Consider the following 15007-nt stretch of genomic DNA (forward strand, 5'->3'; position numbering starts at 1 on the left):
AACTTATAATTTAGCCCTTTTTTATTTTGCTGATAATATTGCTTGATGAATATCCATCTACAAACTCAATAGCTTTCACTTCGCCGCCATTGGCCATTACTTCGGGCGCGCCAACAATTTGATCTATGCTGTAATCGCCACCTTTAACCAAAATATCAGGCAATAAAGTGGTGATGGGTATAATTGGAGTATCTTCCTCAAACAGCACAACGGCATCAATAAAAAATATCGAGGCCAGCATAATGGAGCGGCTGTACTCGTCATTAACCGGCCGTGTCGGGCCTTTTAAACGTCGGGTAGAAGCATCTGAGTTGAGGCCGATAATTAATTTTTGCCCCAATCCCGCCGCAGCGGCCAGGTAAGATATATGCCCTATGTGCAGCAGATCGAACACGCCATTTGTAAAAACCACTTTTTTACCTTCTGCTTTCCATTGCTTAACATCGGTTTTTAAAGCGTCAAGGGTATAAAGTTTACTTTTCAGTATTTGGTCGGCTGTTTTCATTTGTTTCCTTATCTATCAATTCAATTATCGCTTTCAACTGGTTTGGTGCAAACCAATGCATGCTTTTATCTTTATTAAACCAGGTTAATTGCCGTTTCGCAAAACGCCGGGTATTTTGCTTGATCAGCGCGATGGCATCTTCAAGGCTTGTTGTTCCATCAAAGTAGTCAAATATCTCGGTGTAACCCACGGTGTTAAGAGCATTATAATCGCGATAAGGCAAAAGCCCTTTTACTTCATCTATCAAACCCTGCCTTACCATAGCATCAACCCGCATATTTATGCGCTGATACAATAGCTCCCGTGGTAAATTCAAACCTATCTTAACAATCTTAAACGGGCGTTCTTTCACATTAGCTGTATGGAATGAAGACATAAGCTTTCCCGAAGTTTTCATTACCTCCAGCGCCCTTATAATGCGTTGCGGGTTATGCTCATCTACCTGCTCAAAGTACCCGGGGTCTTCCGTTTTTAAACGCTCCTGCAAATACTTTAATCCTTTTTCAGCATACAAAGCATTTAGTTCGTTACGTACTTCAACATCAACAGGTGGTAAGGCATCAAAACCTTCGCATATTGCTTTTATATACAGGCCGGAGCCTCCCGCTAAAATGGCTTTATCGTGCGTTTCAAAAATCTGATCGATCACCTTCAGCCCATCTGTTTCAAAATCGCCAACATTGTAACTATCCGTAACCGAGTGCGAGTTTACAAAATGGTGTTTAGCCTGGCTTAACTCATCAGCATCGGGTTTGGCTGTGCCTATAGCCATTTCGCGGTAATATTGCCGCGAGTCGGCCGATACGATCTCGGTTTGATAATGCTTTGCCAGTTCAATGGCCAGCGCTGTTTTACCCACGGCCGTAGGCCCGGCTATCACAATTAAGGTTTTTTGCGCCGATGGCTTATTCATATAGGGAAAGTTTGACTAATAGTCGTCTTTTTCGCCTTCATCAAAATGGTCGTTATCCGAAAATTCGTTGCCAAATTCATCTTCCTCTTCATCATGCTCATCGCTATCAGCAGCGGGGCGCACCTCATCCGGATCAGAGACTTCTTCAAAATCGGCTGTTTCTTCGGCTACTAACTCCATTTCGTTCAAAAAGTCAAAATCATCATTAACAACAGCGGTTGATGGAGAATCTACATTGAATACGTTACCAAATTGTTTAGGTGCTTCGCCAATGCTTTTTGCAACAAAGGGATAAGTAACGCCCGGAGCATCATCCAGTATTTTTATCAGTTCGATGTGAAAATCAAACGGGCGGTCAAAATTAAATGTGTAGTAAAACTTTTGGTGCGGATCATCAATAAAACTGCTCAGCTTTGATTTTTCCATTAAAGCTACACCACGATCAATTTTACGCTGGGAAGGCATATAGGCTATCTCCTGTCCTTTTATCCACTGATCGTTACTGATGTAAAACGATGAAGAATACTCCGGTTTATAACCTGTAGAAAGGTGTATCGCACGGTGCAGATCCTCAAACGTATGGGTCGATTTGATATCAACCTCCCTCATTACATCATCATAATCTTCAAAAGTAACTTTAAACCTATAAACTGCCATTGGTGTACGTAAATTTTAATAATCAAAAATAATATTTTATTCCGGTTTTCTGCTTTCCACAACTTTCAAGCCAATTTCTTCGCCTTTTTGTATCGTGAACGCAATTGCTGCTTCGCGGGAGTTTTGTATATCACCTTCCAATATCGCCTCGCGTATCTGGTTCTTAATAATACCTACCTCACGGCCTTCTTTAATGCCAAAAAGCTCCATTATATCAAGCCCTGTTACAGGCGGCTGCCAGTTGCGTATGCGGTCGCGCTCTTCAACTTCTTTTAACTTTTGTTGTACCAGCTCAAAATTGCCCCGGTACTTTTTTATTTTGTATTCGTTTTTGGTGGTAACGTCTGCTTTGCACAACAGCATCAGGCCCTCAATATCATCGCCGGCTTCAAATAACAAGCGTCGTAAAGCAGAGTCGGTAATGGTTTCCTGCGCCAGCACAATTGGCCTTAAATGGAGCTGCACCAACTTCTGCACAAATTTCATCTTCTCGTTTAAAGGCAACTTTAATTGCGCGAAAATTTTAGGTACCATACGCGCGCCTTTATCCTCATGCCCGTGAAATGTCCAGCCGTGGCCCGGTTCAAAGCGTTTGGTGGGTGGTTTGGCAATATCATGCAATATGGCTGCCCAACGTAACCACAGGTCGCCGGTAGTTTCGCAAATATTATCTAACACCTGCAGGGTATGGTAAAAATTATCTTTATGGCCCTTGCCGTTAATATACTCTACCCCATGCAGGGCTACCATTTGCGGGAAGATGATATGCAACAAGCCCGTATCAAACAGTAACTCAAAACCTATTGATGGCTTACGCGATAAAATGATCTTGTTCAGTTCATCGGTAATCCGTTCCTGCGATACGATCCTGATACGTTCTGTATTAGTTTTTATAGCTTCGATAGCTGCAGTATCGATGGTAAATTCCAGCTGAGTTGCAAAACGAATGGCCCGCATAATACGCAAAGGGTCATCACTAAATGTCTCCACCGGGTCAAGCGGGGTACGGATGAGCTTATTTTCCATATCGGCTATACCACCAAAAGGATCTATCAACTCGCCATATTGCTTCGGGTGCAAGGCTATTGCCAACGCGTTTATAGTAAAATCGCGGCGTTTCTGGTCATCTTCCAATGTGCCATTCTCTACGATCGGCTTGCGCGAATCTGACCTGTACGATTCTTTCCTTGCGCCTACAAACTCCACTTCGAGATCGCGGTAATGAAGCATTGCGGTACCAAAATTCTTAAAAACCGATAATTTTGTCTTTAATTTGGCCGCCACTTTTTCCGCGAAAGCGATACCGTTACCAATTACTACCACATCAATATCCTTTGACGCGCGGTTAAGGTGCAAATCGCGCACAAAGCCGCCAATTACATAGGCATCAACATCCATCTCCCCGGAAATATCCGAAATGACTTTAAATACGGGATGTTTTAAATGCTGCTTCATGTAGTTTGGGATGGCCGTGCTTATGCGGCAAAGGTAATAATTAACATTTGGGGCTAAAATATTACCGGCGTATAAACTCGAATTTACCGCTAGGGTCGATACTCATTATGGTAGATGGTTTCTTTTCAGTCATGTCGTGCTGATCAACATCAACTACATAATCAACACCTTCAATTATTTCTGCGGCAACTCCGTTAAAGTTTTTTGGCGAGGGTTGCCCGCTGATATTTGCCGAAGTTGATACAATAGGTTTGCGGAAACGCTGCAATAATTGCTTACAAAACTCATGACTGGTTACCCGGATACCTACAGTACCATCCGCACTGATGAGGTTTGGCGCCAGGTTTTTAGCGCCGGGCATAACCAATGTTAAAGGGTTTTCGGCATATTCTATCAGCTGGTAGGCTACATCGGGTACTTCGCTTATATAGCTTTGTAGTTTACTATCGGTATCCAGTAAAATGATCATGCTCTTGGCTTCATCGCGCTGCTTTAGTTCGTATATTTTTTTAACGGCTTCGGCATTTGTGGCATCGCAGCCTATACCCCAAATGGTATCGGTTGGGTATAAAATTATTCCACCGTCCTGTAATACTTTCAGGGCCTTTGCAACTTCGTCTTTAAGCATGTTTTAAAACTTTTTGATATACGCCCATCATTTGGGCGGCTAACTTTTTCTCTTCAAATTTAGCGGAATACTGCATACCTTTTTCAACCATAGTTTGACTAACCACGGAATCGGTCATAATCAGACTGATCTTTTCTGCCAGTGCATTTTCGTCATCCGGGTCAATGTACAAACTATCGGGCCCTCCCGCTTCTTCCAGGCATGACCCTGTTGCAGCAATAACCGGTGTACCCGATGCCAGGGCTTCTAAAATAGGAATGCCAAACCCCTCATACCGCGATGGATAAACAAATACATTAGCCAGTTGGTAAATGGCCGGCAATTCATCAAATTGAACATTATCTATAAAGATAATACGTTTCTCAAGGCCATTGGCAACAATATATTGCCTCACTTGTTTAAAATAGGGTGATTGCCTGCCTATTACCACCAGTTTAACATGCGGCAAAAGTGGTAATGCTTTTATCAATACCAATAAATTTTTCCGGGGTTCTATGGTACCTACATTTAATATAAAGTGGTCGGGCAGGTGGTACTTTTGTTTTACCTCGGTCTTTCTTTTCAATGATTGTTTCACTTTGAAACTATCGTCACAACCCTGGTATATCACTTCTATTTTTGCGGGGTCGGTCCCCAGCAGTTCAATGATATCCGTTTTTGTTCTTTCGCTTATCGCGATAATGCTATTGGTGTGAGTGCAGGCGTACTTTATTTTGGAGTAGTATATCTGTCGGCTCACAAAGCCAAAATACTGCGGAAAACGCATAAAAATAAGATCATGAATAGTAACTACCGATCTTATCCTTGTTTGATGTATGCCAATTGGCAACTCATGGCTCAAGCCATGATACACTTGAACGCCATCTCGTTTTAAGTCGGCCACTACCCCCCTGCTCCGCCACCACGAAGTGAATAATTTACTTTTGGGGAGTATGGTTTTAATTTGAGCAAAACCACTTAAAAAACCAAGGCGGTTATTCGTTTTTACTTTTGGCGTATATAGCAGGTATTCGTTATCCGGATAGTTCGAAGCCATCATCCTGATCACCTCGCGGCTGTAGTTACCCAGGCCGGTCATGTTCAGAAATGCTCTTTTAGCTTCGTATCCTATTTTCATCGAGTTGTTGCAAAGTTAAAAAGTTGTAATGTTTGAATGTTGTTTTAACTTTTCAACCTTCCAACATTACAACTTTCCAACAAAAAACTACACCGCTACATTATTCTCGCGCAAAGCATCATTCAACGACGTTTTCTTATCAGTCGAAGCTTTACGTTTACCGATGATCAAAGCGCAGGGTACCTGGTAATCGCCGGCAGGGAATTTTTTGGTGTATGAACCCGGTATTACTACTGAGCGTGCCGGAACAAAGCTTTTATATTCAACAGGCTCATCGCCGGTAACATCAATAATTTTGGTTGAAGCCGTAAGCACTACGTTTGCGCCTAACACCACTTCTTCTTCCAGGTGAACACCTTCAACAACAATAGCGCGCGAGCCTAAAAAGCAGTTATCTTCAATAATAACCGGCGCACCTTGTACAGGCTCTAATACTCCACCAATACCAACACCGCCGCTTAAATGCACATGCTTGCCAATTTGCGCGCATGAACCTACAGTGGCCCAGGTATCAACCATTGTACCTTCGTCAACATAGGCGCCAATGTTTACGTATGATGGCATCATGATAACACCTTTAGCCAAAAACGCACCGTAACGGGCAATACCATGAGGTACTACACGTACGCCTAATTCTTTGTAATTGGTTTTCAGTTTCATCTTATCGTGAAACACAAACGGGCCTGTTTTTATCTCTTCCATCTCGCGGGTAGGGAAATACAGTATCACTGCTTTCTTTACCCAATCGTTAACATGCCAGCGTGATCCAATGCGCTCGGCAACACGTATCTCGCCTTTATCAAGGCGGTCAATTACTATTTCAATAGCATTGGTATATTCTTTAAAACTAAGCAGGGCTCTGTCATCCCATGCGTCTTCAATTAATTTTTTAAGCTCTTGCATCTTTTTAGAAATTGGCAAATATTAATTTTACCGGGGTTAATTCGCCCCCGTTTATAAGGATGCGAAGATAGTAAAAAATGAAATTATGGATTTAGCGGATACCGCCTTAAAGTAATAAATATTACGCCTGCCCTACAGTGCCGCCAAAATTCATAGGGAAACCAATGTGTTCTTCCTGTATCTTAATACGGCCGTTAGCAGCCTCAAATTTTTCAACATTATCGGCAAGGGCGCTTAACAGCCTTTTAGCATGCTCGGGTGTTAATATGATACGCGATTTTACTCTTGCTTTTGGAACTCCGGGCATTATCCTGATAAAATCTAACACAAACTCGGAGTTGGAATGGGTAATGATGGCCAGGTTTGAGTATATGCCTTCGGCTACCTCTTCTGACAATTCAATATTTAGCTGGTTATCGTTTTGTTGTTCTTCCATTGCGGTATAAAAATAAAAAAGTCCTCTCTTAAAAGAGAGGACTTTGAAAAGTTTATTTAGTAAGATGCTGATTAAGCTTCTACTTCTTCAGTTTTTGATGCCATTAAGCGGTCAAATTCTTCTTTAGAACCTACACGGATATTTTCGTAAACGCGTAAACCTGTTCCTGATGGAATTAAGTGACCAACAATAACGTTCTCTTTCAAACCAAGCATTCTGTCAATCTTACCAGCTATAGCTGCTTCATTCAACACCTTGGTAGTTTCCTGGAACGATGCTGCAGACATGAACGATTTGGTACCCAATGATGCACGGGTTATACCTTGCAGCATAGCACTTGATGTAGCTGCGATAGCATCTCTAACTTCGGCAAGTTTTAGATCTTTACGTTTCAGAACAGAATTTTCATCCCTTAATTTCCTTAACGAAACGATCTGACCTGCTTTCAGGTTAGGCGAATCTCCCGGATCAACAACAACTTTCTTGTCGAATATGTCGTCGTTCTCCAACATAAAGTCCCAACCGTTAACGGCTTCTTTTTCTAAGAAACGGGTATCGCCCGCATCTTCGATAGTTACTTTCTGCATCATTTGGTGAACGATAACCTCAAAGTGTTTATCGTTTATCTTCACACCTTGTAAACGGTAAACTTCTTGTATACCATTAACCAGATACTCTTGTACAGCTGCAGGGCCTTTAATAGCCAATATATCAGCAGGTGATATCGAACCATCAGACAATGGCATACCGGCTTTAACAAAGTCGTTATCCTGAACAAGGATGTGTTTAGACAATGGAACCAGGTATTTCTTGATCTGACCGTCTTTCGATTCGATGGTGATCTCGCGGTTACCACGTTTAACACCACCTAAAGTTACTACACCATCAATTTCGGTTACTACCGCAGGGTTCGATGGGTTACGTGCTTCAAACAACTCGGTTACACGTGGTAAACCACCTGTAATATCTCGCGTTTTACCTGTTGAACGAGGTATTTTAGCGATAACCTGGCCTGTTTGAATTTTCTCACCTTCGTCAACCGCGATGTGCGCGCCTACCGGAATGTTGTATCCTTTAACCACGTTACCTTTTTCTACGATCTGGATAACAGGGTTTTTGGTTTTATCACGTGTATCAATAATTACCTTCTCACGGTGACCGGTTTGCTCATCAGATTCTTCGCGGAAAGTAATACCTTCCTGGATAGCTTCAAATTGCGCTTTACCTGCAAACTCAGAGATGATAACCGCGTTATACGGATCCCATGAACAGATACGGTCGCCTTTTGAAATTTTGCTTCCGTCTTTAATGTATAGATAAGCACCGTAAGGGATGTTATTACTTACAATAACCTTATTGGTACCCGGCTCAACAATACGGAACTCGCCTGAACGACCCAATACCACTTCAACAGGGCCTTCTTCGGTTGTGAAAGGCACGGTACGTACGTTTTCAAACTCAATAACACCTTCAAATTTAGCGTTGATCTGCGATTCTGCCGCGATGTTAGACGCGGTACCACCCACGTGGAAGGTACGTAACGTTAACTGTGTACCCGGCTCACCGATCGATTGTGCTGCAATTACACCAACAGCCTCGCCCATTTGCACGCGTTTACCGCTTGCAAGGTTACGGCCATAGCATAATGCACAAACACCACGTTTGCTTTCGCAGGTTAATACCGAACGTATCTCGATACCCTCTAACGGAGAGTTTTGAATTTTACGTGCTATTTCTTCTTCAATATCTTCACCTGCCGAAACTAACAGTTCATTAGTTAACGGATCGTAAACATCATGAAGCGAAGTACGACCTAAAATACGATCGTATAAAGGCTCAACAATATCCTCATTATCTTTTAATGCAGTTGTGAATATACCACGCAGTGTACCGCAATCGGTATCACCAACTATCATATCCTGGGCAACATCATGTAAACGACGGGTTAAGTAACCGGCATCAGCCGTTTTCAAAGCTGTATCCGCCAAACCTTTACGTGCACCGTGGGTTGAGATGAAGTACTCCAATACCGACAAACCTTCTTTAAAGTTTGAAAGGATCGGGTTCTCGATGATCTCGCCACCTGAACCTGATTTTTGCGGTTTCGCCATCAACCCCCTCATACCTGCCAGCTGACGGATCTGCTCTTTCGAACCACGTGCACCTGAATCAAGCATCATGTAAACCGAGTTGAAGCCCTGGTTATCTGTAGATAGTATCTCCATTACGTTTGCTGTCAAACGGTTGTTGATACGTGTCCAGATATCGATAATTTGGTTGTAACGCTCGTTGTTGGTAATGAAACCCATGTTGTAGTTAGCCATTACGTCTTCAACTTCTTTCGAAGCTTGTTCGATCAGGGTAACTTTTTCAGCAGGGATGTTCAAATCCTTCAGGTTAAACGACAAACCACCGCGGAATGCCATTTGGAAACCTAATTCTTTAATATCATCAAGGAACTGAGCGGCACGTGCCATACCGGTAACCTTAACTACAGTACCGATGATATCACGCAGTGATTTTTTAGTCAGCAATTCGTTAATGTAACCAACTTCAGTAGGAACGTGTAAATTAAACAATACACGGCCAACCGTAGTTTCGGTTAACTGATTAACCAGGCTGCCATCTTTTTGCTTAACGTTAACTTTAACTTTGATAAAGGCGTGCAGATCAACTTTCTTCTCGTTGTAAGCAATAATTACTTCTTCAGGAGAATAGAAACTTAAGCCTGAACCTTTAACAATGTGGCCGGGCTCTGTTTTACGTCCTTTAGTGATGTAATATAAGCCCAAAACCATATCCTGCGATGGTACAGTAATTGGTGTACCGTTGGCAGGGTTCAAAATATTGTGTGATGCAAGCATCAGTATCTGCGCCTCTAAAATTGCAGCATTACCCAGCGGTACGTGAACAGCCATCTGGTCACCGTCAAAATCCGCGTTGAATGCAGTACAGGTTAAAGGGTGCAACTGGATAGCTTTACCTTCGATCAGTTTTGGCTGGAACGACTGGATACCTAACCTGTGCAGCGTAGGCGCACGGTTTAATAATACAGGGTGTCCTTTTAATACGTTTTCCAAAATGTCCCAAACTAATGGGTCTTTACGGTCAACTATCTTTTTAGCCGATTTTACTGTTTTTACAACACCACGCTCAATCATCTTACGGATGATAAATGGTTTAAACAGCTCAGCAGCCATATCTTTTGGTAAACCGCACTCGTGTAATTTAAGGCTTGGGCCTACAACAATTACCGAACGTGCCGAGTAATCCACACGTTTACCTAATAAGTTTTGACGGAAACGGCCTTGTTTACCTTTCAGGATATCCGAAAGTGATTTCAATGCACGGTTACCTTCAGTTTTAACGGCGTTAACTTTACGTGAGTTATCAAATAACGAATCCACAGCTTCCTGTAGCATACGTTTTTCGTTACGTAAAATTACTTCCGGTGCTTTAATCTCGATCAAACGTTTTAAACGGTTGTTACGGATAATTACACGACGGTATAAGTCGTTCAAATCCGAAGTTGCGAAACGGCCACCTTCCAATGGTACCAACGGGCGCAATTCTGGAGGTATAACCGGAACGATCTTAACGATCATCCACTCAGGGTTATTCTCAATGCGTGTTTTTGCATCGCGGAAAGCTTCAACAACCTGTAAACGTTTTAAAGCTTCGTTTTTACGTTGTTGCGAGGTTTCGTTAGCTGCCTGGTGACGTAAGTCGTACGACTGTTGGTCAAGATCAAGGCGTTTTAACAATTCTTCCAAAGCTTCGGCACCCATTTTGGCAACAAACTTTTGAGGGTCTTTGTCATCAAGGTACTGGTTTTCTTTCGGAAGGGTATCCAATATGTCCAGGTATTCTTCTTCTGTCAGGAAATCCATTTTATTGATTCCGTCAGCCTCTTTAATACCGGCTTGTATTACTACATAACGCTCGTAGTAGATGATAAGATCCAGCTTTTTAGTAGGCAAGCCTAATAAATAACCAATCTTATTCGGTAACGAACGGAAATACCAGATGTGCGCAACAGGAACAACTAAGTTAATGTGGCCCATACGCTCGCGACGAACTTTCTTCTCGGTTACTTCAACACCGCAACGATCACAAACGATACCCTTGTAACGGATACGTTTGTACTTACCGCAATGGCACTCGTAATCTTTAACCGGACCGAAAATACGCTCGCAGAACAAACCATCACGTTCAGGTTTGTAGGTCCTGTAGTTAATGGTCTCTGGTTTTAAAACTTCGCCACTTGAACGCTCCAGTATAGACTCCGGAGAGGCTAAACTGATAGTGATGGTGGTGAAATTGCTTTTTATTTTATTATCCTTTTTGTATGACATAGCTCTTTTTAAAGTTAAAAGTTAAAAAGTTGAAAGTTGAAAGTTGCTCTCGCTTTGAACTTTCAACTTCAAACTCATAAACTTATTCCAATGTGATATCCAAACCTAAACCTCTTAACTCATGAACCAATACGTTGAATGATTCAGGAACCGATGGTGTAGGCAGGTTCTCGCCTTTTACAATAGCCTCGTAAGTTTTAGCACGGCCTACAACATCATCCGACTTAACAGTCAAAATCTCTTGTAGTATGTTTGCAGCACCGAATGCTTCAAGTGCCCAAACCTCCATCTCACCAAAACGCTGACCACCAAACTGAGCTTTACCACCCAATGGCTGTTGTGTAATTAATGAGTATGGCCCGATAGAACGTGCGTGCATCTTATCATCAACCATGTGGCCGAGTTTAAGCATGTATATGATACCTACAGTAGTTTGCTGATCGAAACGATCACCGGTTAAACCATTGTACAAATATGTACGACCAGACTCTGGTATGCCTGCTTTAGTAACCCATTCTTCTACTTCTGTATGGCTTGCACCATCAAAAATAGGAGTAGCGAATTTTACACCAAGCTCTTTACCTGCCCAACCTAATACAGTTTCGTATATCTGGCCTAAGTTCATACGTGAAGGTACACCCAGCGGGTTCAACACAATATCAACCGGTGTTCCGTCGGCAAGGAAAGGCATATCTTCGTCACGTACAATACGTGCAACAATACCTTTGTTACCGTGGCGACCGGCCATTTTATCACCCACTTTAAGCTTACGCTTTTTAGCGATGTAAACCTTTGCCATTTGAACAATACCCGATGGCAACTCATCACCTACGCTGATCGCGAATTTATCGCGGCGGTAAGCACCCAGTTCCTCGTTAACCTTGATGCCGTAGTTATGGATCAATAATTTGATCTGATCATTCTTATCGTCATCAGTAGTCCATTTGGTTGGGTTAATGTTGCTAAACTCAATCTCTAAAAGGATCTTTTGAGTAAATTTAACACCTTTAGCTACCAATAACTCTTTGTAAACGTTGTATACACCTTGCGATGTTTTACCATTAACTATCTCGAATAATTTATCAACTAATAAATTTTTCAGATCCTTAATCGCTTTGTCGTGTTTGTTATCAAGCTTCTCGATAGCTGCTTTTTCTTCAGCCTTCGATGTCTTTTTAGCACGCGAGAATAATTTTGTATCGATAACCACACCATTGATAGATGGCGGAGTTTTTAACGATGCATCCTTAACGTCGCCTGCTTTATCACCAAATATTGCACGTAACAGTTTTTCTTCCGGTGATGGGTCAGATTCGCCTTTCGGAGTGATCTTACCGATCAGGATATCGCCTTCTTTAACCTCTGCACCAACACGGATAATACCGTTCTCGTCAAGGTCTTTAGTAGCTTCTTCCGATACGTTAGGGATATCCGGTGTCAATTCCTCTTCACCACGTTTTGTATCCCTTACTTCCAGTTCAAACTCTTCTACGTGGATAGATGTAAATATATCCTGCGATACAACACGCTCTGATATTACGATCGCATCCTCAAAGTTGAATCCTTGCCAAGGCATGAAAGCAACCTTTAAGTTACGGCCCAATGCCAGCTCACCATCTTGTGTAGCATATCCTTCGCAAAGTACCTGTCCTTTTTCAACACGTTGGCCTTTCTTAACGATAGGCTTCAGGTTCATGGTGGTACTTTGGTTGGTTTTCTTAAACTTGATCAAACGGTACGATTTGCTGTCACCATCAAAAGAAACCAAACGGTCAGCTTCGTCACGATCGTATTTAATACGGATCTCGTTAGCGTCAACATATTCAACAACACCATTGCCTTCGGCATTGATAAGCGTACGCGAATCTTTTGCCACACGGCCTTCTAAACCTGTACCTACTATTGGCGCTTCAGGGCGCAATAATGGTACGGCCTGGCGTTGCATGTTCGATCCCATCAGCGCACGGTTAGCATCATCATGTTCCAGGAACGGAATTAATGAAGCTGCTATCGAAGTGATCTGGTTAGGAGCAATATCCATATAATCCAAACGATCAGGCTCGATGATAGGGAAGTCACCCTCAAAACGGGCTTTTACCTTAGGAGTAGCAAAAACTCCTTTATCATCATAAATAGCATTAGCCTGGCCAATGGTTTTTCCGTCTTCATCTTCTGCAGACAGGTAAACAACCGGCTCATCCATTGATACTACACCGTCAACAACTTTTTTGTATGGAGTTTCTATGAAACCTAAGTTGTTAATTTTAGCGTGGATACACAATGATGATATCAAACCAATGTTTGGTCCTTCCGGAGTTTCGATGGTACACAACCTACCGTAGTGGGTATAGTGAACGTCACGAACCTCGAAACCTGCACGCTCACGTGATAAACCACCAGGGCCCAAGGCTGACAGACGACGCTTGTGCGTGATCTCTGCCAGTGGATTGGTTTGGTCCATAAACTGTGATAACTGGTTTGTTCCGAAGAACGAGTTGATCACAGATGATAGTGTACGCGCGTTAATTAAGTCGGTTGGTGTAAATACCTCGTTATCACGTATGTTCATACGCTCGCGGATGGTACGGGCCATACGGGCCAAACCAACACCGAATTGCGCGAACAATTGCTCGCCAACCGTACGAACACGACGGTTTGACAAGTGATCAATATCATCCACCTCGGCCTTAGAGTTGATCAGTTTGATCAGGTATTTAACAATAGCGATGATATCGTCTTTAGTTAAAACTTTAACCTCGTTAGGCGTGGTCAATTTCAATTTACGGTTGATGCGGTAACGGCCCACATCACCCAGATCATAACGTTTATCAGAGAAGAACAAACGATCGATGATACCACGGGCAGTTTCCTCATCAGGTGGTTCAGCGTTACGTAACTGGCGGTAGATGTGCTCAACCGCTTCTTTCTCCGAATTCGAAGTATCTTTTTGTAAAGTATTATATATAATGGTATAATCACCGCTGGTGGCAGCATCTTCCTTGTTCAGGATGATGGTTTTAACACCCGCGTCAATGATCATATCGATATGGTCATCTTCTAAAACGGTTTCGCGCTCTAAAATGATCTCGTTCCTGTCGATAGAAACTACCTCACCGGTATCTTCATCCACAAAATCTTCAACCCATTTTTTAAGCACCCTTGCAGCAAGCTTGCGGCCAATAAATTTCTTCAGGCCTGATTTGCTAACTTTTACTTCATCGGCCAGTTCAAACAATTCTAAGATATCTTTATCCGAATCGTAACCAATAGCGCGAAGCAAGGTGGTAACCGGGAATTTTTTCTTACGATCGATGTAAGCATACATAACGTTGTTTACGTCAGTAGCAAACTCTATCCAAGATCCTTTAAAAGGAATTACACGTGCAGAGTATAATTTGGTACCGTTGGTGTGACGGCTCTGTCCAAAAAATACACCTGGCGAACGGTGTAGTTGTGATACAATTACACGCTCTGCACCATTGATAACAAATGTTCCTTTAGGTGTCATATATGGGATGGTACCCAAATAAACATCCTGAACAATGGTTTCAAAATCTTCGTGCTCTTCATCATTACATGATAAGCGCAGCTTGGCTTTTAATGGCACACTGTGTGTTAACCCGCGCTCAATACACTCTTGTATATCATAACGTGGCGGGTCGATAAAATAATCAAGAAACTCTAATACGAAGATGTTTCTTGAGTCTGAAATAGGAAAGTTCTCAGCAAATACTTTAAATAACCCCTCTTTGTAGCGGTTATCCGAAGTTGTTTGTAATTGAAAAAATTCCTGGAAGGATTGTAACTGTACATCCAGAAAATCAGGATATTCCAATACTTTCCTGCTGGTTGCAAAGTTTACTCTTTGATCTATTTTGTTTGCCAAGGGATGATAATTTTAGTTTATTAATAATCCTAAGTAGATGTGAGCTATTTGCATTGAGATATGAGAGTCACACCTCAATACCTGCCTGCCGCCAGGCAGGCTCAAATCTGATAGCAATATAAACGACAATAGACCCCGACCAAAAAATGGTC

At 42.3% G+C, this 15007-nt stretch carries 10 protein-coding genes; all 10 read right to left on the reverse strand.

Annotated elements, in window-relative coordinates:
• Positions 1–10 precede the first annotated feature (10 nt).
• Positions 11–505 (reverse strand): D-glycero-beta-D-manno-heptose 1-phosphate adenylyltransferase, encoded by a 495-nt coding sequence (rfaE2, locus tag KXQ82_RS14020; RefSeq protein WP_219489021.1) that lies wholly within the window; start codon positions 503–505, stop codon positions 11–13.
• On the reverse strand, positions 474–1418 hold the full coding sequence (miaA, locus tag KXQ82_RS14025; RefSeq protein WP_219489022.1) for a tRNA (adenosine(37)-N6)-dimethylallyltransferase MiaA: 945 nt from the start codon (positions 1416–1418) through the stop codon (positions 474–476). The genes rfaE2 and miaA overlap by 32 nt, the downstream gene beginning before the upstream one ends.
• A gap of 15 nt (positions 1419–1433) precedes the next feature.
• Positions 1434–2075 carry an IS1096 element passenger TnpR family protein gene (locus tag KXQ82_RS14030; RefSeq protein ID WP_219489023.1) on the reverse strand — a complete coding sequence of 214 codons (642 nt, stop codon included), beginning with the start codon at positions 2073–2075 and terminating at the stop codon, positions 1434–1436.
• A gap of 36 nt (positions 2076–2111) precedes the next feature.
• The gene (locus tag KXQ82_RS14035) at positions 2112–3530 is read right to left on the reverse strand and encodes a CCA tRNA nucleotidyltransferase (protein WP_219489024.1); all 1419 of its coding nucleotides are present in this window, start codon (positions 3528–3530) and stop codon (positions 2112–2114) included.
• Positions 3531–3591: 61 nt separating this feature from the next.
• On the reverse strand, positions 3592–4158 hold the full coding sequence (locus KXQ82_RS14040; protein ID WP_219489025.1) for an L-threonylcarbamoyladenylate synthase: 567 nt from the start codon (positions 4156–4158) through the stop codon (positions 3592–3594).
• Positions 4151–5275, reverse strand: a complete 1125-nt coding sequence (locus KXQ82_RS14045) for a glycosyltransferase family 4 protein (protein ID WP_219489026.1) — start codon at positions 5273–5275, stop codon at positions 4151–4153. Before KXQ82_RS14045 ends, KXQ82_RS14040 begins: the two co-directional genes overlap by 8 nt.
• Positions 5276–5362: 87 nt before the next feature.
• Positions 5363–6178, reverse strand: coding sequence for a 2,3,4,5-tetrahydropyridine-2,6-dicarboxylate N-succinyltransferase (locus KXQ82_RS14050; protein ID WP_219489027.1), 816 nt, complete (start codon positions 6176–6178; stop codon positions 5363–5365).
• Positions 6179–6299: 121 nt separating this feature from the next.
• A complete protein-coding gene (locus KXQ82_RS14055; protein WP_219489028.1) occupies positions 6300–6614 on the reverse strand; it encodes a DUF3467 domain-containing protein in 315 nt (104 codons plus the stop codon).
• A 71-nt stretch (positions 6615–6685) separates the two neighbouring features.
• On the reverse strand, positions 6686–10969 hold the full coding sequence (gene rpoC / locus KXQ82_RS14060) for a DNA-directed RNA polymerase subunit beta' (RefSeq protein ID WP_219489029.1): 4284 nt from the start codon (positions 10967–10969) through the stop codon (positions 6686–6688).
• Between the two features lie 82 nt (positions 10970–11051).
• Positions 11052–14855 (reverse strand): DNA-directed RNA polymerase subunit beta, encoded by a 3804-nt coding sequence (gene rpoB, locus KXQ82_RS14065; protein WP_219489030.1) that lies wholly within the window; start codon positions 14853–14855, stop codon positions 11052–11054.
• Positions 14856–15007 lie beyond the last annotated feature (152 nt).

This window comes from Mucilaginibacter rivuli (genome assembly GCF_019391655.1).
GTDB lineage: Bacteria > Bacteroidota > Bacteroidia > Sphingobacteriales > Sphingobacteriaceae > Mucilaginibacter > Mucilaginibacter rivuli.